Below are 18,889 nucleotides of genomic sequence, written 5' to 3' on the forward strand. Positions count from 1 at the left end.
TAATCAAGCTCTTTTTTTATTCATACAAAGAATTTCAACTAGACAGCTACCTTCTTGCTGTGTTTCTGAATGCTCACTGCTGCCACTGCGCCTTCAGCGGCGGCTGTTACAATTTGCTTAAACTTATTAGAGTTTGTGGAAATATCTCCCGCTGCCCACACGCCCGCAATATTAGTTTTTTGTTCAGCGTCAACCTTAATAAAACCGCCATCGTCAATTTCTACCCCCAAGCCACGAACTAGCTCTACGTTTGGCACAAAACCGATTTCAATAAACAAACCGTCAATGGCAATGGAGTTTAAATCTTTATATGGTACATCTAAAATAATTTCATTCAATTTTGTATCACCTTTAATTTCTTTGATGTTGGTATTATAAACCACTTCAATCTTTGGATTTTTTTTCACCGATTCAATCCAAAAATCTTCCGCACGGAACTCGTCACGACGATGAATTAAGTAAACCTTCTCAGCGATATCAGCCATAAAAACAGCAGCACTCAGGGCACTATCGCCACCACCATTAATTGCCACTGTCTTGCCCCGATAAAAATAACCATCGCAAGTTGTACAATAAGATAACCCTTTTCCTAAAAACTCTTTTTCACCAGCAATACCCAATGAACGGTGAGCAGTGCCGACGGCAATTAAAATATTTTTTGCCTCAAGCTCTTTACTATTATCTAAAGTAATTTTAAAAACATTATCTTCCTTACTTAATTGTTTAACTAAGGCATATTCCATTTCCGCTCCATATTTTTTAACATGCGCTTCACCTTTTTGCGCAAACTCAAAACCAGTAATCGTTTCGAATCCAAGATAATTACCGATCTCGTGTGTATTTGCCGCCAAACCACCTGGTTGGCCAATAACAATATTTTTTACACCGTACCGTGAAGAATAGATTGATGCCGACATTCCTGCCGGCCCCGCGCCAATAATTGCTAAATCGTACATAATTTTTACTAATTAATTATAATCGTCCGCGCTCCTTCATAGCTTGAGCAACCCTTTTAACCGCTAACGCATAAGCACCCATGCGCATAGTTGTATTATATTTTTCTTTTTCAGCCCAAACCTCATTAAAGGAATTAACCATCATTTTTTCTAGTTTATCAAGAACTTTGTCTTCTGTCCAATAATTACCATAAGCATTTTGTATTTGCTCAAAATAACTTACGCCTACGCCCCCAGCATTGGCTAAAATATCAGGAACAACTAAAATATTCTTCTTGTGTAAAATTTCATCAGCCTCAGGAGTAATTGGTCCATTCGCTAATTCGATAATCAATTTCGCGTTAATATTTTCAACGTTATCCTTGTTGATAGAATTTTCCAAAGCAGCCGGAATTAAAATATCCACTTCGTAGTCAAGGCAATGTTTTTTGCCATCATTCATACCACCATGAAAACCAGCTACTGATCCAGAGGCCTTCTTATGTTCATCAATCTGATCGACATCTAGGCCCATGTAATTCGCTACCGTTCCGCGTGAATCACTTAAAACCACAATTTTATAACCACGCTCCTGTAGGAGTTTTGCCATATAACTACCTGCGTTGCCAAAACCTTGAATACCTACGGTTGCCCCTGAGTCCAAGCCGATTTTTTTAACCGCTTCCTCCAAGACATAAACCGCCCCTTGTGCTGTTGAATAAGCCCGTGCCTCTGAACCACCAATTGATAATGGCTTCCCGGTAATGACACCGGGCTGATGCCGCCCAATAAGCAATTCATATTCATCCATCATCCACGCCATTATGCGTGAATCAGTATAAATATCTGGCGCTGACACATCCACCTCAGGGCCAATTAATTTATAGATCGCTCGAATATAACCACGCGCCAATTTTTCAAGTTCATCAATTGATAGTTGACGAGGATCAACTATCACACCACCCTTACCACCTCCGAGAGGAATATTTACAACGGCTGTTTTCCATGTCATCCAAGTAGACAAAGCTTTTACCTCAGATACATTAACAGCAGGATGAAATCTAATCCCGCCCTTATACGGACCGCGCGCATTGTTATGCTGTGATCGAAAACCAATAAAAACTTTCACACTTCCATCATCCATTTTTACCGGAATTGACACTTCTAAAACCTTTTGTGGATACTTTAGTTGTTCTAAAATATTTTTATCGATTTTAATCAATTTATCAATCTGCTCTAACTGCTTCAGGGCATTAGAGAATGGGTTATTTGGCATATGTGTTTTTTATTTTTAATTAATTTTAATGTTTATGATCTGGTTTTATTTTATTCTACTTTCAATGTCTGCCTTTAATGCGTCCTTTGGTCGCGCGCCTACAAAATCACCAATAACTTGGCCACCTTTAAATAATTTCATATTAGGAATACTTTGAATCTGATATTGCATTGCCAATTGTTGATGATTAGGATTTTCCACATCCAATTTTGCAATTTTCACCTTACCGCTCATTTCCCCTGATAATTCATCAAGAACCGGCGCCATCATTCGACATGGACCACACCAAGGTGCCCAAAAATCGACCAACACGGGAATGTCAGACTTTAATACCTCTGTTTCAAAATTTTCGTTTGTTAAATCTAAAGCTTTACTCATAAATTTTTTTATTTTACAATTAATTTTAAAAAAAATACAATCGCAAAATTATTTCATTAATTATATTATTACATTAAAACATTAACACTAAATTAATTTCCTTTATTCATTTTCTTCGCTAATAAAAACGAAAAGGGAATTTGTACAAAATAAGACAACATTATCACAATCACCATCACTGACAAAGAATTATCTTGGAAAATCAATGTAGTTGCCAATCCCAAGGCCAACGTAATATAACGCAAATAAATTCCCCAGGAAAAAGCCTTTCCGATTTCCTTATCTGAAAATTTATCAAACGACCAATAGGCCATAGCCAGCATTGAAGTATAGTACAACAACAGAGGGACAATCGCTCGCAATAATAATGACCAATTATCAAAAACTACGGCATTAGCCTTCAAGCTCATTAACACAAAAATTACTATTAACATTCCCACATTGCTTAAATTCTTAAACAAGCCACGTTTTGATTGTAAATATTCTCGCCCCTTCTTTTTGGCAATCGCCTCGCGAGTATAATAAGCCAAAAGCAACGGAAAAATTACAATCACCACAATTGGCAAAGCAATCTTTAAAGGACTAATACCATTAGTGCCACCAAATAAACAATTAGTCGCGCCCTTGGTTACTGTATCGACCACACACTGCTCACCCGTTTGCTGTACTACCAACTGATTTTGCACGCTATTCATTGAGGCTGAAATTACAAACGGCGCTATTAGGGCCGCTACCAATAAATTTACTAAAATAATGCCGATCACCGCCCCCATATGCGCCCTTGTTTTCAAAGCCCAAGAAGTTGCCATGCCCCCACCGGGTAAAATTGACAATAAAATTAAGCCCAACTTCAAGGCTGGATAGTTATTTAAAAATAAACTCGCGAATAAATACGCCAAAGCCGGTGAAATCACAAAGTTTATCAATACTGTCAGACTAATTATTTTATAATTCTTGTGCACTGTTTTTAATTCTGAAAAATCCAATGGCAGTAATGATGGATAAATCATTACCAAGGCTGCTAACAAGCAAATCAAAGAGCTAAACGCAATTCCACCCCCAAACTTCGAAAACAAAATACCCGCTAATGACACGCTCAACAACCACCACATCATATTTTTTTCAATTTGAATTAAAAATTTTTGCATATATAAAATTTAAGAATTAATACACCCTATGGGGGTATATTACACCAAATTCTACATATCGTCAAATAATTTAAAATTAGCCAAAAAATGCCCGTGATTTTTGAATCACAGGCATTGAGATAATAAATAATATTTCCTACTTTTTCAACTTAGTATATGTCATTTTTTTCAAACCATTAAACCAATCCGTAAACTCCACATTTTTCATCTCGGCAATAATCTTCTTCGCTGATTTTGTTTCAACAGCTATAGCCACATTATCAATCCAGTTCTGCGCCGCCTTATACCCCGTATCAACATATTCCTTAGCCTGAAAAGCAACTTCAAGCCAATCAGCATCCTTGGCTATAATTCCCTCTTTTGTACTTCGCCCTTCAAATTCATTAAAACATCGTTGCCATTTTTCTTGAATCATTTCTGGCAGAAGTTCAGTCTGCTCTCTAAAAGCTTTGTCCTCTCCTTCTTTTTTAGAATAATATCGTGCGCCTATCTTGTCTTGATCACCAACTCTAGTTTCCATATTGTCATGTATGATTAACATGGTAACAATTTTATCTGGATCAACATCGCCTTCCATCACTGCTAAAATATAACCAATCTGTGCTGCGCGAAATGAATGCTCGGCGACTGTTACTGGATATTTAATACCAGCCTTTAACCATCCAGAGTGGCTCTAACGTTTTAATTGACCGAGTTCAAAAATAAAATTCACAATTTGATTTATAGATTTTTTCATATATTATTTAAATGAATTATAAACTAATTTTCTCCACTAACACCATCTTCTCACCTAAAAATTTCTCTCCTAATAATTTAAATCTCTCCACTGAATCCGTGATATAAAACTTTCTTATCTTACTGTTTTTTTGTAAATTATATTCCGGATGCCTGGTTAAATATTCACGCAAGCTTTTGGCGACCACGTCACCAGGATTACAAACCCTGCATCGTGCCCCCATAATATTTTGCATTTCTTTAAGCAAGAGTGGATAGTGTGTGCAGCCAAGAATCAAGGACTGCACTTTTTGTTCCTTCAATGGGCGTAAATATTTTCTTAAAATCATTCTCGTTTCCGCTTTCTTACTCCAACCTTCTTCAATCAGTGGAACCAATATAGGTGCTGCATTTTGCAAGACCTCCATCTCTTGATTTAGTTTATGAATTTCAATCGGATAGACATCAGATTCTATTGTTGCCCTTGTGCCAATCACACCTACTCGTTTTAACTTTTTATCACGAACAATGTTCTCCGCCAGTGGTCGAATAACGCCTAATACATTTTTACCAGGATATTTGGCCGGCAAATATTCTTGCTGAATCCGACGCAAAGCCATTGAGGAGGCCGTATTACAAGCAATCACAATTAAGGACGCTCCATGAGAAAATAAAAAATCGACTGCCTCGCGGGTATACTGATAAATCACCTCCTGTGAACGACCACCATATGGCGCCCGTGCGTTATCACCCAAATAAATATAATCGTATTCTGGCATTTCTTGCAAAACTGCTTTCAAAACAGTTAAGCCCCCAAAACCAGAATCAAAAAATCCAATCATAAAACAATTTTATTTCATAATCCCCTCTTTAAACAAATTCCCTCGCTCCTTATAATTTTTAAAGACACCAAAGCTCGCACATGCAGGTGATAACAAAACAATATCACCAGCCACAGCCTTTTTCCTAGCCACTATAATCGCCTTATTCATATCATCAACCACGATATATTTATCCGCTGAATACTTTATCCTTTCTAATTCAATAATAATCCGTTCACTACCAACACCCTTGAATAAAACCAGGAACTTCACCCGCTTTTTTATTTCTTTGGCAAAATTTTTAAAATCAGCCCCCTTGTCCGCACCACCCGCTAACAAAATTATCGCTTGCGTAAACGATTTCAAGGCAATAATCGCGGAATCCGGAATTGTGGCAAAGCTGTCATCATAATAAATAATTCCTTTAACCTCGGCCACTTTTTCAATTCGATGCTCTAAGCCCTTAAAGCTTTTCACCGTTCTCCCTGCAATCCCTTCATCAATCTTTAATATTTTCGCCACTTCTAAAGCGGCAGCCACATTCTCTTTATTGTGCTCGCCTACCAACCCAGAGACTAATTCAGATTTAGTAAATTTAATAATTCTTCCAGAAGTCTTACATTTAGCATCCTGAACCTTATAGTTCGCAACCAAGTAATCATTTTTTTTCTGATGAATAAAAAGATTAGCCTTGGCATCCCAATAACTCTTTAGATTTTGATGAAAATTAGGATTAAACGGATCGGCCGGTGCCAAATGTTCCGGCGAAAAATTAGTCAACACGGCAATGTGTGGTGATTTATGCAAATCTTCTAATTGAAATGATGATAATTCCAAAACTACCCAGTCATTTTTTTTAATCTTATTAATAAATGAGAAAGGCGCCACACCAATATTTCCACCCAACCAGACACGCTTTTTCGCTGTTTTCAAAATCGCCACAATTAAAGATGATGTTGTCCCCTTACCCTTTGTTCCAGTCACACCAATCAAATTCGTCGTTGGACATAGTTCAAAAAATAAATTCATTGCACTAAATAACAAACTTCCTTCCTTTAATCCAGCCTGAACACCTGGGCAGGCAATTGGCCAACCTGGAGAACGAAATAAGATATTAAAAACACCAAGATTACGATTGAATTCCGCTTCTAGCTTCCACTGCACGCCCAATTTTGAAAATTCTAAATATTTCTCACCCAATTGTTTCTCACTCCGTAAATCACAGATTGTTATCTCACATTCAACCTTCTCTTTTAATAAATATTTAATCAAAAAATAGTTCTCCACACCTAATCCCAGAATAGCAATTTTTTTCTTTTTTAATTCATTTAATTTCATGTTTTTATTATACTATACTTCCGAGAAAAGCCAAATATACTATTTGACAGAAAAATAAAATATTTTATAATAAGGATATAACTTTTAATCTAAATTTTATGGAAATAGAAATTGAAAAAATACTTTCTTTAACTAAAAAGAAAATGAACGAGTCGGGCGCATATTCGCGCGAGGCCTTTGAACAGTTTGTTGAGGAAGCGATTGATTATTATCTACAAAAAGGCGAATTATCCGATGATGATAATTTAGAATTCATTGAAGATCAAGTCATGGAAATGTATGACGTGGTTAAAGAAACAATTAGTGACGATGGCGGTATTAATGAAGAAACTTTTTATAATTTTTAACCCTACCCAATCCAAAGCCATAGCTTCCTGTTATGGCGCGCACTAAACACTCTCATAAAAAAAAGAAAGCCGATTTACGGCTTTCTTTTTTTATTCTAAATTTTCTAACTACACTTTAATGATAACTGGTAGAACCATCGGTCTACGTTTAGTTTGACTAAACAAGAATTGTCCAACTTCATTACGAATTCGATTCTTAATATAATCATCATCAGCTGGAGCACCTTTGCAATGTTCCTTTACCAAGGCTTTAACCTTCATGCGAGTTTTTTCTATCAACTCACGATTGTCTTTCATGTAAACGAAGCCTCTAGAAATTAAATCGGGGTTACCAATAATATCCGATGTTTTGGTATCAATTGTAGCAATTACCACAATCATACCATCTTCAGCCATCACACGACGATCACGAAGCACAATATTAGACACATCGCCAACACCAAGGCCGTCAACCATAACATAATCAGCTGGCACCTTTTCTTTGGTTAATTTACCAGTCACCTTATCATTTTCTTTAGTAAACTCGGTAACTTGTCCATTATCCGGCACAAAAATATTTTCACGCGGGATACCAATCTGCTCAGCTAAGTCAGCATGGATTTGCAACATGTAGTGATTGCCCTCAATCGGCATAAAAAATTCCGGTTGCAAAAGACGCATCATCAATTTCAAATCCTCTTGTTTGGCATGACCACCAGCATGCACATCCATCATTTCATAGTGAATAATGCGACCACCCTGTCTCACGATTTGATCTTTTAAAGACTGAATTGAGCGCTCATTACCAGGAATAACTGATGATGAAAAAATAATTGTATCTCCTCTTTGAATATGAATCGTGCGATGATCACCATTAACCACCTTCATTAAGAAGGCATTACTCTCGCCTTGTGCACCCGTACCCAAAATCAAAATCTTATCATCGGGGATATTTTTCAAATCTGCATCGCGAATCAGTAATTTAGAATTAAATTTCAAATAACCAATACCATGGGCAATTTCCACATTATCATTCATACTTCGTCCTTGCAGATAAATCTTACGTCCATGCTTAGCCGCCAAATCAAAAATCTTTTGCAAACGACTTAATTGTGAAGCAAAAGTACCAATCATAATACGACCAGTAATCTTGTCAAAAATTCTATCCATCTCATCACCAATCGCTGACTCTGAAACTTGATAACCAGGATGAGTGGCGTCAGTCGAATCGGCCATTAACAAAGTTACACCTTGTCCACCAATTTGTGCAATACGATTCAAATCAGCCGGTTTATCATTTACTGGCGAATAATCAATCTTAAAATCGCCTGTATGAATTACATTACCAACGGGGGTGTGAGCAATAATTGCAAAACAATCAGGAATTGAGTGATTAACACGTAAGAATTCAATTCGGAAATTTCTGCCCAATTGAATAGCCTTAGTTTCATCAATTTCCGTAATCGCCAACTTCGGACATTTATTATATTCCTCAACACGCTTACGAACCAATCCAGCTGTTAGTCTACCCATAAACATCGGCGGATTACCAATCATACCCATTAAATGAGGGATAGCACCAATGTGATCCATGTGTCCATGAGTAATAATTACACCCTTAATCCAATCTTCCTTGCCTTTTAAATATTCAGTGTTAGGAATAATATAGTCAATACCAGGCATATCCTCTTCAGGAAACTGTAGTCCCATATCAATAATAATTATTTCTTGCTCATATTCAATTAAAGTCATGTTGCGACCAACTTCTTCAAGCCCGCCTAAAACCATTACTCTTAATTTTCCTTTGGCAAAAATATGACTAGTGTCTTTCACCGCTTCTTCTTTGCGACCACCCATCTTACTATAATTACCACCCCGTCTATACGGAACAGCAGCCTTAACTTCTTCTTTTTTATCACCCACCGCTTTTGTGTGCGCAATATTTTCGCCTTGAGGCAAACTTTTTACCTGTGGCTTAAACTTTCTTATCATATTTTCTTTATCGAAAATAAAAAACACAAAAACTACACTTAGTTTTGTTTTTTTATTTTATTTCTTTTATGAGACCAGTTACCAAATAATTTTTTTACCGGTTTTCAAATACCATTCATTGATATTATCAAAACGATCACTTGGCACTAAAATATCTTTTATATTAAAATTTTTAATTTTCTTTACTTGTGGGTAGGTATAAATCGGTGAATATAAAAATATCGCCGGCACCTCCTCTGTAATAATTTCTTGAAATTTCTTATATTTAATCTGTCTATCTTCTTGTTTTAAAGATTGACGTGCGTCTTCTAATAATTGATCAACTTCTTTATTTTGGAAGTTAGCTACATTATAGCCTCCTTCATTGGTTTGAGTCGAATGCCAAAATAAATATGGATCCGGATCAGCTCCTAAGACTTGACCATATAGCAAGACATCAAAATTTCTCGTCTTAATCACTTCTGATTGTGCAATTGCTACTGGCACAATTTCTACTTCAGTTTTTACACCAAGGCTTTCCCAATACTTCTTTACGCGGTCAGCCACCTTGACATACTCCGGTCTATCGACGGTTACCAATCTAACGGCAAAATATTTGCCATCTTTTTTGCGCCACTTACCTTGACCTAGGGCAGCTATTACATTAGCGTCGGCTACCACGCCCTCATCATTACTCTCTAAATTATTTTTTGCTTCTTCAACCATCGTTGCGGTAACTTCAATCATTTTCCAGTCAACACTATCAAGTAATTCATTTGCTTTTTTTATATCAAAATTATATTTTTTAATCTTGTCGTTGTAGGCAAAATTATTCGGCAAAATTGGTCCATCAATTGAATAAGCACCGCCATTCAAATCTGTATTTACGATTTCATTTTTATCAATGCCATAAGCCAAGGCTTGTCTAATTGCCTTATCAGCCAAAGACGCATTTTTCTTTTGATTAAAGAATAATACTGACAACTGTGGTAAATACAACTTATTGAAATTAAAATTCTTTGGTGTTAGGATTTCCTCCCTACGATCAAATGGTAAATAACTTATACCATCAATCAAACCATCATTTAAGGCTTTGATTGCCTCGTCAACTACTGAATAAAATTTAAATTTCACTTCAACTAAGGGCTTAACGCCATAATAATCTTCATTAATTACCAAGTCATATTCCTTGATAGTTCCCGATTTTTCCTTGGTCAATTTATCAAACTTATACATACCGCTCCCGATTGGCTTCTTATTCAATTCCACCGTCAAGGCTGATTCTGGAGAAATTTGATACCACTTCTCAGCCGGCAAAATACCAAAATTTAATAAATCCAAAAAAGCCACATATGGATTACCTAAAGTAAATTTAAATTTCTTCTCATCAATCTTTTCTACTTCAACACCAATAAAGCTAGTTCGCAAAGGTGATTTATATCTTGGCTCCTTAATAGCATTAAAAGTAAAAACAATATCATCAACCGTTAATGGCGCACCATCATGCCAATGTACATTGTCTTTAATTTCAAAAGTATAAACCTTGCCATCGGCACTAATTTCATAATTGGCCACTAAATCTTTTTCCAATTGTCCATCTTTACTCCGTCGGAATAATTTTGAATAAACTAAACTAGAAATATCCTTATCAACGTCATTAGCATCAACATATAAAGGATTAATATTAATCGGCACACCAACCAAACCTTCACTGTAAACACCACCTCGTAAAGGCACTTCCTGTAAACGTGTTAAATAAAAACGTGTCCCCAAAAAAACTAAACCAATAAAAACGACAAAAAAACTTATCTTCATCATGAGTATTTCTCTAGATGATAAGTATTTATTAAGATATTTTAATTGTTTAATGCTTGGAATTCTTGACTTAGAAAGAGAATAGACTAATTTTCGATCTGAGTTAGAAGTTATTTTTAAATTTTTCCTTTTTTTAAAATCGGTAATTACACCAAACAATAATAATCTATATTTTTTAATTAGATTTTTTATCGAGTCCACAAATATAAGATTCTGTCATGCTATAGAGTATAGTGACCGTGACAGAAATAAGCTTATTTTAAATAAAATTAGCCAAAGAGATAGCAAAGAATAATACTGCTAAGACGATTGTTGCCACAAAAAGTTTTTTTTCAAAACCTCTTTTGGTCATAAAGACATTACCACTGCCACCAAAAACACCAGATAAACCAGAGCCCTTGCTTTGCAACAAGATAACGACGATAAGAAGGATTGCTATAATTAATTGTCCTATTTTTAATAGATTCATATACGACCTTATTTTTTAACTTGCGCTAAAATTTCTGTAAGAACTGCTTTATTATTTACTGCAAAATCAGCCAAAATCTTTCGGTCAACTTCCACGTTTGCCACTTTTAACATATTAATGAATTTAGAATAGCTTACACCTTGCTCTCTTACAAAAGCGCTAATCTTAATCAACCATAAAGCACGATTGGTTCGCTTTTTCTTGCGGCGATCCATAAAAGCGTGAGCACCTGCGTGCATAATCGCTTCTTTAGCTTTTTTGATCAAATTCTTGCGTCCCCATTTATAACCTTTGGTTTTCGCTAATATATTTGCTCGTCTTTTTACATGGGTTGTACCTCTTTTTACTCTTGGCATATCTTTCTATGTTTAAAAAAAATTTATAATAAGTTCTAACTTCCTATTGTTGAATAAGAGTTCTGATAGTTTTAGTAATTGTACTACTAGTCGCAATGTCTTTTCGCTTATTTCTCTTAGTATTACCAGATTCACGAGCATTATAATGATCTTGACCAGCCTTTCTTTGAGTAACCTTATTATTTTTGGTTATTTTAAATCTTTTGACAGTTGCTTTATGAGTTTTAATTTTCGGCATATTATTCGTTAATTTCCTTTTCTTTTTTAAAAACTGAATTTTAAACAAAAAAACAGGGTAATTACCCAATCTTCAATGGTTAATTATTATATTTTATTTACCAATATCATTATAAACTTTCCACCCTGCATTGTCAAGTCTTGCTCTGGAATCAGATTCATACCCTCTTTTTCTTGTAACTTTTGCACAAAAACACCAATTATCTCCCTTGCCTTCTCTGGGTGCGCTTTTTCTCTTCCTTTTAAAGATAGTTCAATTTTAAGTTTGTTGCCTTTTTCCAAAAATTTAACCGCTTGATCCATTCGGAAATTAAAGTCATGTTCACTAATACGAACCGACAAACGAACACCCTTGGTTTCAGTCTTTTTTTGTTGAATCTTCTGTTTATGGGCCTTTTTCTCCTGTTCATACTTAAATTGGCCATAATTCATGATTTTACAAACCGGTGGTTCAGCCACTGGGTTCACTTCCACCAAATCCATGCCCAATTCCGAGGCCATCTCTTTTGCCTTTGCGGTGCTAATAATACCAATATTTTCACCATTTTCATCAATTACGGACACTTCTAGCACTCTAATGAGGTCATTAGTTTTAAATCGCTTTTCTAATTTCGGCTTTGCCCGTTTCCAAATTCTACGCATTAAAAATTCATTCAAAAATACCAAGATTTTAAAACATTTCTAAAATCATTAAATATCTTTTTTCTAAAATTAAACAAGATTAAATCAATCTTGATGATAGAATAGCAGGAAAGGAAATAAAAGTCAACTAATATATCTATTGACAATATTTTACAAATGTGCTATACTCAAAAATTAGTGTTAAATATTGATTTATTTTAATACTTGTTCATTGAACAATTAAATACAAAAAGGAGGCAAAAATCAAAATTTGATTTAGTGTCACAAAAAAACTTAATTAGTAGTTAACCGATCGTCAAATCAAGCTAAGGATAAAAGGAAATTATGGACGCAATTTTGGGTTATTGGTGGATCATTCCGATTGTAGCTACGCTCGTCGGATACAAGTTGGTGCTGAGATTCTTTTTCGGTGCTGTTATTATCGCCGAAGATGAAATCGGTATTGTCAACAAAAAATTCGTGCTCTGGGGTGCCAACAGAACCTTGCCTGACGGTGCAATCATTGCCCTCGAGGGTGAGGCTGGTTATCAGGCTGATACACTGGCTCCCGGACTACACTGGGGTCTTTTCCCTTGGCAGTATGAGGTCGAACGTGTGAAATTTATCACGATCGAACGAGGAAAAATTGGTGTAGTTGAATCGAGAGACGGCATACCGCTTTCCGATGGTCGCGTTCTTGCAAAAAGGGTTGGGTGCGACTCTTTCCAGAGTGCGCGGATGTTTTTGGAAAATCAGGGTGAGCGTGGTCCGCAAATCACAATCATTCCTCCAGGAACCTACCGGATCAACACCCGCATTTTTAGCGTTAATATGGAAAATATGCTGGAAATTGCGGACGGTATGGTGGGCATTGTAACAACCAAAGAGGGTCAACAACTTCCTGCTGGCGATATTGCTGGTAAAGCAGTTGGTGGACATAACAGTTTTCAAGACGGACAATCCTTTGTTACTAGCGGTGGATATAAGGGCATGCAAGAACAAGTTATTCTTGCTGGCCGTTACTACATCAACCCTCGCTTTGCGACTGTTGAGGTCCGCGATATGACCAGTGTTCCGATTGCCCATGCTGGCGTTGTCGTTGCCTTTGTCGGTGAAGCCGCTGAAGACACAACGGGCGCAAATTTTAAGCATGGTAATCAGGTTCCTAAGGGCTGCAAAGGTGTTTGGAATGAGCCATATGATCCGGGTAAATACCCAGTCAATTCATTCACTCACACTGTTGAGCTTGTTCCCACGGCCAATATCGTTCTAAACTGGGCTGATGCCAAAACTGAAGCACACAATCTCGACGCTAATCTGTCGACAATTACCGTGCGTTCATCTGACGGCTTCACTCTTAATTTGGATGTTGCTCAAATCATCCATATTCCCAGAAACGACGCACCGAAGGTAATCTCCCGTTTCGGAACAGTGGCAAATATGGTCACCCAGGTACTGGAGCCTATTATCGGAAACTATTTCCGTAACGCAGCCCAGAGTTCTGATGCCATTGATTTCCTTAAAGATCGGGAAAAAAGGCAATCGGAAGCCAAGGCTGCAATTCAGGCTGCCTTGCAAGAGTACGATGTTCAGGCTGTTGACACTTTGATCGGTGATATTGTCCCTCCGGCAGAGTTGATGAAAACTCTGACGAACAGAAAGATTGCCGAACAAGAAGAAATAACCTATGGCACACAGAAAAAAGCGGAAGACGCACGCATGACATTTGAGCAATCAAAAGCCATGGCTGCTACACAAGCCAATGTTGTTGCTTCCGAACGGAAAGTAACAATTGCGGATTTTGATGCCCAGGCTGCTGTTAAACAGGCAGATGGTGTAGCAAAATCCAAAAAAATTAACGCTGAGGCTGACGCTGAGGTTATTAAGGTAGTTGGTAATGCCACCGCCGAAAGAACCAAGGCTATCGGTACAGCCGAGGCAGAGGTCATTGAACGCAAAATTCAGTCGATGGAATCTGGAAACTTCGCCATGATCGAAGTTGCGAAGGCTCTCGGCGCGAGCGGACAGAAGTGGGTTCCGGAAATTGTCATGCATGGTGGTGCCGACGGAAAATCAAGCAATTCAATTGCTGACGTTCTGATGGCCAACCTGATCAAAGACAATCTGGCTCCCGCAAAACCGCTGGTCAAAAAACCAAAGGAAGAGAAGCTTAACGAGGCTGACCTTGCTGAGGACAAGACCGCTGTAAAGGATGGCGAAGATAAACCGGCTGACGTTGTCAACCCGGAACTTCCCACTGATGCTATTCTTCATCCAACCACCACTCTTGAATTGGAGGAAAAGTCGGTCGATGATGAACAGCATGACGAAGAAAAATAAGAAATAAATTTCAAATCAATATTAACAAAGGGTGAAGTCAAACGACTTCACCCTTCTTTTTTTTAATTTCTCTTAACTTGATTTTTTTACCAATCCATGCTTTATTAAACATAACATCAGTTAAAGAATAAATTCTCCGCTCTTTAAAAAATATCACCCACGAGGAATAAGTCATGACAAAATCTGACAAAAAACAGCTACCATTTCAAATTACTGGTCCTTGCGATATCAGCGTGATTAAACGTCATCTTCCAAATTTTGATTTCAAACAGCCGGTAACTAAGGCTGGCTACGATTCCGTAAAAAGAGTGGTTGCGACAAAAATTGGACAACAGCGTGGATTTAATTTAATAAAGTATATCAAAGAAAACAATATTACTATCGGTTGTACGGTTAAAGAAATGAAAACTGGACATCTAGAAGTCGTTTCAAGTATCACTAAGGGCGGACGTCTAGCCTTCAAGGGTGTTCGCAAAGGCTCTTTCTCACCAATTCATTGGAAACTTCATCAACCCACAGGAGATAAACATGACGATGAAAAAAAAGAATAAACGCTTCAAACCGCGCTTATCGACAAGCGCCCAAAAGGTCTTACGCCACAAGGGCGGTGCTCACGGCCCGCCCAAAGGCAAACGCGGCTATAACCGCAAAAACATTTCCGGCCCATCTGACAAAGATGGGCTTTTTTTATATTAAAAAAGAGCAGTCTTATTGACCTGCTCTTAATCTTTGCGTCCTATGGAACTATAACAATTTTTTCTTTTTTAAGTGCCTCTTGTAATAACTTCTTGTTCCCTTCTGACAACTCACGTCCATCACTAATCATTTTTATAATTGACGAAATAGACTTGATTGTTTTATCAATAGTTTCCTCCGACCAAATTTTTCCTTTATCATTTTGAAAGAGAGAAAAAGAGCGAAATTTTTTATTTTTTGTTTCCGTTCTGATGGCAATAATTATACGACCAAGCTTTTTAACCTTAGTGGAATATGGAATATCTTTGTAATGCACACCATCTTTTTCATAGTCATTTAGCTGTGGCATTTTTTTTGTAACTATTCCCTGCCACATATCATTTTCACACATTGATATCACAACATCTAATTTTTCTTCCTTCACCGCAACTGCAGTTGGAATCAAACTATCCCGTAGTGGTGCGCACTCTGTTTTTGTCGACACATTATCGACTGTTACCACCACTCGTTCATTTCTCGAAACTAAATGTCTTTCCATTATTGCGCGACGCTCGTGGTGCGGAAGGGGTCGTTTTGGTTCACCGGGTTTTTGACCAAAAATAACGGCACTTTTTTTATTTTTAGTAACCATTGTCGTCCTCATGATTATAACCTCCTTTATATATAAAAAGAACTGTTTATTTTTTAAACTTCAAAATAGATTATCATAAAAAACAAATTTAGTCAAGTTAAAAGCCGAGACACTAGGTGCTCGGCTTTATATATTCTACCTTCATAATTAATTTTCTATTGCTCTTATATTCGCCATTTGGCTTAAGACGCAAAAGAAATAACTATAAAAGATTTTTTCCAAATTAACAATAGCAATAACTTGATATTTGTTTTTTCAACCCCTTGCTGTCATTTTGTCGCGTTGGTTAAAAAAATAAATTCTCGTTAAACTATCAAACTCAACAAATTTTAAGAAGTAAAAAAACAAACTACAAACAATTTAACAAGAAATGTCAGACAGACTTTTCTTAACTTCTTCGGTATTAGCCTTTAAACGTTTATGTCTTTAAGGCCATAATATTTTTTTGCATGAGACATTACTGCTTTGGCATATTTTTCGGTTTTAGGATTCTTTACAGAGCCATTATACCTACGTAATGCCATGAAAGAGTTTTGTTTATATCCTTGCTTGATCAAATAGTCAGCCGCCCAGTTTGCGCTCCATTCCCAATTCATCGCTTGCGCACGTGTTACTTCTGGGTGTGCTGAAAGATTAATCTGAAAGGGACCAATTGAACGTCCGTCGTCACCTACAAGGCTTCTACCAAAACTGGATTCCTGCCTTGCTTGTCCTGCCAAAACTTCCTGATGAACGCCAGTTCGTTTATCAACCTGGCCCAAGATATTCATTTTTTCCTCAAAGGAAAGATTTCGACAAGAATTACGTTGCGCTTGTTTACGCCTTGCTATGGGTTGTTCGCTAGACCTCTCCTTCATTTCCAATTTCAAAGTCTGACCAATATAAATTAAATCAATATTGGCAATATTATTATCAACCTTGATTTTCCAAGGATTAATTTTGTGTTTACTACCAAGTTCTGATAAAGTGTCTCCTTTTTGTACAAAATGAAATATCGTAATTTTACCCGGAGGGGCTTTCGCCTCGGCCTCAATTTCCGCCCTGGCTTTTGATGGCGATATAAAAAATGCCATAAAAAGCATTAGGACTAAAAAGGTTTTATTCATCACTTACCTCTTTTTTGTAAATGTTTTTAATAAATACGCCTCTCTTTCATTAATTGGTTCTCCTTCTGTGTGAGTGTTTATAGATTTTACCCCCGAAGCTCTTTTGACGCACATGTCTGGTAATGATTCCTCTCCTTTTAATAAGAAATTGCACGTAATCCCACATTTTGAACATTCATATTGCGGGTATTCTATACCATCTTCTTTCTCAAAACCAGCGAGGTACCACTCTGGTACAAACATCAAAGATTTTTCACCTACCTTTTTATTCATAAGTACAATATCCCTCCTTAAATTTTTTACGGGTTATTATTCAAACTGAGATCTATAATTTGACAAGTATCCGGCAATTCACCGTCATCCTTGATTGTTTCGTCACATGTACTACCACATTGAATACAAACACAATATTTATACATCACTCCTTCTTTTTTTATGTAATCTATTGGATGCCAAACAGGAAACCATATCACCAAAGACATTTCTATCTCCCTTTTGTTGAGTATTTAATTTTCAATGAACAGTTTATTATATAAAAAAGACATTGTTTCAGTCTTTATTTACCTTTTGTATAGCAAGTATTAACCAATTTGTCAATGCTTTTGTGCAAATTCAAAATTTTAAAAATAAATACTCTCACCGTTGACTTTTTTCTTTTTTTAGCTTAAAATGAGCGGATGAATATTATATAATATATCAGAAACAAATTAATCGCACATTAAAATACAAGGAGAATATCGATGGAAAAATTAATTGTTATTAAAGTTGGCACCAACTCTATCGTCACCCCCGGAGACCGCATTCGCAAAAAACTTCTCGACAACATCGCTGAAAGCGTCCGCGTTATACGAAAATATGGCTACCGTGTCATTATTGTCAGTTCTGGAGCAATTAGTTGTGGCAAAATAATTACCAAACAAGCTCTTAGTGACCGAGCTTATGCCGGCATCGGTCAACCAAGTTTAATGATGCATTGGCAAGAAGCCTTTGCCAAAGTGGACTTGGTCACCGCCCAAGGATTGTATGTCAACAATAATCTCCATAAGAAAAAAAATCGACAATCAACCACCAAGATATTAAGCGAATTATTAATGGCTGGCATTATTCCAATTATAAATGAAAACGATTTTGTAACCGACGCCGAAACAAAGGACTTGTTCGGCTTTGGTGATAACGACCAACTCGCCTCATTAATAGCTATCGCAAAACAGGCTGCGTATCTTTTTCTATTAACAACCGTAGATGGCGTCTTTAGTCCCGAAACTGACTTGTTGATTTCCGAACTTCATCCCTATGAAAAGAAGATTGAAAACAGTTTGCAGACTTGGAAAGGCGAAAGCAATGGTGGAATGATTTCCAAGGTTAAAAATGCAAAGACTTTTGTTCGCAGTGTTCAAAAATCTGAAGCAATAATTGCCTCCTTCAAAGAAGCTAACATTCTCTTCCGCGCCATAATCGCTAAAGAAAATATTGGCACTAAGATAAAACGAAAATTCCAGCGCTAAACCAAACAAAGCGCTAAATATTAAAATCAAAAACCTCCCAAGAAAATCCTTCGGGAGGTTTTTTACTATCTGTGCCTAGAGCGGGAGTCGAACCCGCACGAGATTGCTCTCAAGAGATTTTAAGTCTCTCGTGTATACCAATTTCACCATCTAGGCGTATAAGGTCAAAAAAATAACAACTTTTGTTGCTATAAAATTATACTAGC

The 18,889-nt window shown here is 36.8% G+C and carries 22 protein-coding genes and 1 tRNA gene; 5 read left to right on the plus strand and 18 right to left on the minus strand.

The features are described from left to right. Positions 1-38: 38 nt before the first annotated feature. The 7 genes from KKD45_03935 to murD form a co-directional block, all read right to left on the minus strand. Positions 39-956 carry an FAD-dependent oxidoreductase gene (locus tag KKD45_03935; protein MBU4309649.1) on the minus strand — a complete coding sequence of 306 codons (918 nt, stop codon included), beginning with the start codon at positions 954-956 and terminating at the stop codon, positions 39-41. Between the two features lie 16 nt (positions 957-972). Then, complete coding sequence (locus tag KKD45_03940) at positions 973-2,211, minus strand: Glu/Leu/Phe/Val dehydrogenase (GenBank protein ID MBU4309650.1); 1,239 nt, start codon at positions 2,209-2,211, stop codon at positions 973-975. Between the two features lie 45 nt (positions 2,212-2,256). After that, on the minus strand, positions 2,257-2,589 hold the full coding sequence (trxA, locus tag KKD45_03945; GenBank protein MBU4309651.1) for a thioredoxin: 333 nt from the start codon (positions 2,587-2,589) through the stop codon (positions 2,257-2,259). 92 nt (positions 2,590-2,681) lie between these two features. Continuing rightward, the gene (locus KKD45_03950; protein MBU4309652.1) at positions 2,682-3,737 is read right to left on the minus strand and encodes a hypothetical protein; all 1,056 of its coding nucleotides are present in this window, start codon (positions 3,735-3,737) and stop codon (positions 2,682-2,684) included. Between the two features lie 136 nt (positions 3,738-3,873). Next, a complete protein-coding gene (locus KKD45_03955; protein MBU4309653.1) occupies positions 3,874-4,383 on the minus strand; it encodes an HD domain-containing protein in 510 nt (169 codons plus the stop codon). A gap of 106 nt (positions 4,384-4,489) precedes the next feature. Next, on the minus strand, positions 4,490-5,293 hold the full coding sequence (murI, locus tag KKD45_03960; protein ID MBU4309654.1) for a glutamate racemase: 804 nt from the start codon (positions 5,291-5,293) through the stop codon (positions 4,490-4,492). A 9-nt stretch (positions 5,294-5,302) separates the two neighbouring features. Further along, a complete protein-coding gene (gene murD / locus KKD45_03965; protein MBU4309655.1) occupies positions 5,303-6,610 on the minus strand; it encodes a UDP-N-acetylmuramoyl-L-alanine--D-glutamate ligase in 1,308 nt (435 codons plus the stop codon). Between the two features lie 98 nt (positions 6,611-6,708). Between murD and KKD45_03970 the strand changes: the two genes are divergently transcribed. Next, positions 6,709-6,957: a hypothetical protein gene (locus tag KKD45_03970; GenBank protein MBU4309656.1), complete on the plus strand. Its 249-nt coding sequence runs from the start codon at positions 6,709-6,711 to the stop codon at positions 6,955-6,957. A 108-nt stretch (positions 6,958-7,065) separates the two neighbouring features. Here KKD45_03970 and KKD45_03975 read toward each other — a convergent pair whose 3' ends face one another. The 6 genes from KKD45_03975 to infC form a co-directional block, all read right to left on the minus strand. Beyond that, a complete protein-coding gene (locus tag KKD45_03975) occupies positions 7,066-8,928 on the minus strand; it encodes a ribonuclease J (GenBank protein MBU4309657.1) in 1,863 nt (620 codons plus the stop codon). A gap of 78 nt (positions 8,929-9,006) precedes the next feature. After that, a complete protein-coding gene (locus KKD45_03980) occupies positions 9,007-10,725 on the minus strand; it encodes a peptide ABC transporter substrate-binding protein (protein ID MBU4309658.1) in 1,719 nt (572 codons plus the stop codon). A gap of 256 nt (positions 10,726-10,981) precedes the next feature. Further along, positions 10,982-11,191, minus strand: a complete 210-nt coding sequence (gene secG, locus KKD45_03985; GenBank protein ID MBU4309659.1) for a preprotein translocase subunit SecG — start codon at positions 11,189-11,191, stop codon at positions 10,982-10,984. An 8-nt stretch (positions 11,192-11,199) separates the two neighbouring features. Continuing rightward, entirely contained in the window at positions 11,200-11,547 is a 348-nt protein-coding gene (gene rplT / locus KKD45_03990; protein ID MBU4309660.1) for a 50S ribosomal protein L20, read from the minus strand. Positions 11,548-11,590: 43 nt separating this feature from the next. Beyond that, a complete protein-coding gene (locus KKD45_03995) occupies positions 11,591-11,785 on the minus strand; it encodes a 50S ribosomal protein L35 (protein ID MBU4309661.1) in 195 nt (64 codons plus the stop codon). An 86-nt stretch (positions 11,786-11,871) separates the two neighbouring features. Beyond that, positions 11,872-12,426 (minus strand): translation initiation factor IF-3, encoded by a 555-nt coding sequence (infC, locus tag KKD45_04000; protein ID MBU4309662.1) that lies wholly within the window; start codon positions 12,424-12,426, stop codon positions 11,872-11,874. 324 nt (positions 12,427-12,750) lie between these two features. Between infC and KKD45_04005 the strand changes: the two genes are divergently transcribed. From KKD45_04005 to KKD45_04015, 3 genes are all read left to right on the plus strand, one after another. Beyond that, positions 12,751-14,745 (plus strand): hypothetical protein, encoded by a 1,995-nt coding sequence (locus tag KKD45_04005; protein MBU4309663.1) that lies wholly within the window; start codon positions 12,751-12,753, stop codon positions 14,743-14,745. A 173-nt stretch (positions 14,746-14,918) separates the two neighbouring features. Further along, complete coding sequence (locus KKD45_04010) at positions 14,919-15,296, plus strand: hypothetical protein (protein ID MBU4309664.1); 378 nt, start codon at positions 14,919-14,921, stop codon at positions 15,294-15,296. Continuing rightward, entirely contained in the window at positions 15,280-15,441 is a 162-nt protein-coding gene (locus tag KKD45_04015) for a hypothetical protein (protein ID MBU4309665.1), read from the plus strand. The genes KKD45_04010 and KKD45_04015 overlap by 17 nt, the downstream gene beginning before the upstream one ends. A gap of 40 nt (positions 15,442-15,481) precedes the next feature. Here the strand turns inward: KKD45_04015 and KKD45_04020 are convergent, their stop codons facing one another. The 4 genes from KKD45_04020 to KKD45_04035 form a co-directional block, all read right to left on the minus strand. Then, positions 15,482-16,084 (minus strand): hypothetical protein, encoded by a 603-nt coding sequence (locus tag KKD45_04020; protein MBU4309666.1) that lies wholly within the window; start codon positions 16,082-16,084, stop codon positions 15,482-15,484. Positions 16,085-16,482: 398 nt separating this feature from the next. Continuing rightward, positions 16,483-17,145, minus strand: coding sequence for a LysM peptidoglycan-binding domain-containing protein (locus KKD45_04025; GenBank protein ID MBU4309667.1), 663 nt, complete (start codon positions 17,143-17,145; stop codon positions 16,483-16,485). 36 nt (positions 17,146-17,181) lie between these two features. Next, a complete protein-coding gene (locus tag KKD45_04030; protein ID MBU4309668.1) occupies positions 17,182-17,451 on the minus strand; it encodes a hypothetical protein in 270 nt (89 codons plus the stop codon). Between the two features lie 26 nt (positions 17,452-17,477). Beyond that, positions 17,478-17,660, minus strand: coding sequence for a hypothetical protein (locus tag KKD45_04035; protein ID MBU4309669.1), 183 nt, complete (start codon positions 17,658-17,660; stop codon positions 17,478-17,480). A 258-nt stretch (positions 17,661-17,918) separates the two neighbouring features. Here KKD45_04035 and KKD45_04040 point away from each other — a divergent pair, with 258 nt between their 5' ends. Then, a complete protein-coding gene (locus KKD45_04040; protein MBU4309670.1) occupies positions 17,919-18,683 on the plus strand; it encodes a hypothetical protein in 765 nt (254 codons plus the stop codon). Positions 18,684-18,755: 72 nt separating this feature from the next. Here the strand turns inward: KKD45_04040 and KKD45_04045 are convergent. Next, positions 18,756-18,839, minus strand: a tRNA-Leu gene (locus tag KKD45_04045). Positions 18,840-18,889: the final 50 nt, after the last annotated feature.

The organism is Patescibacteria group bacterium (assembly GCA_018897195.1).
In the GTDB taxonomy this organism is placed as follows: domain Bacteria; phylum Patescibacteriota; class Patescibacteriia; order Patescibacteriales; family UBA12075; genus JAHILH01.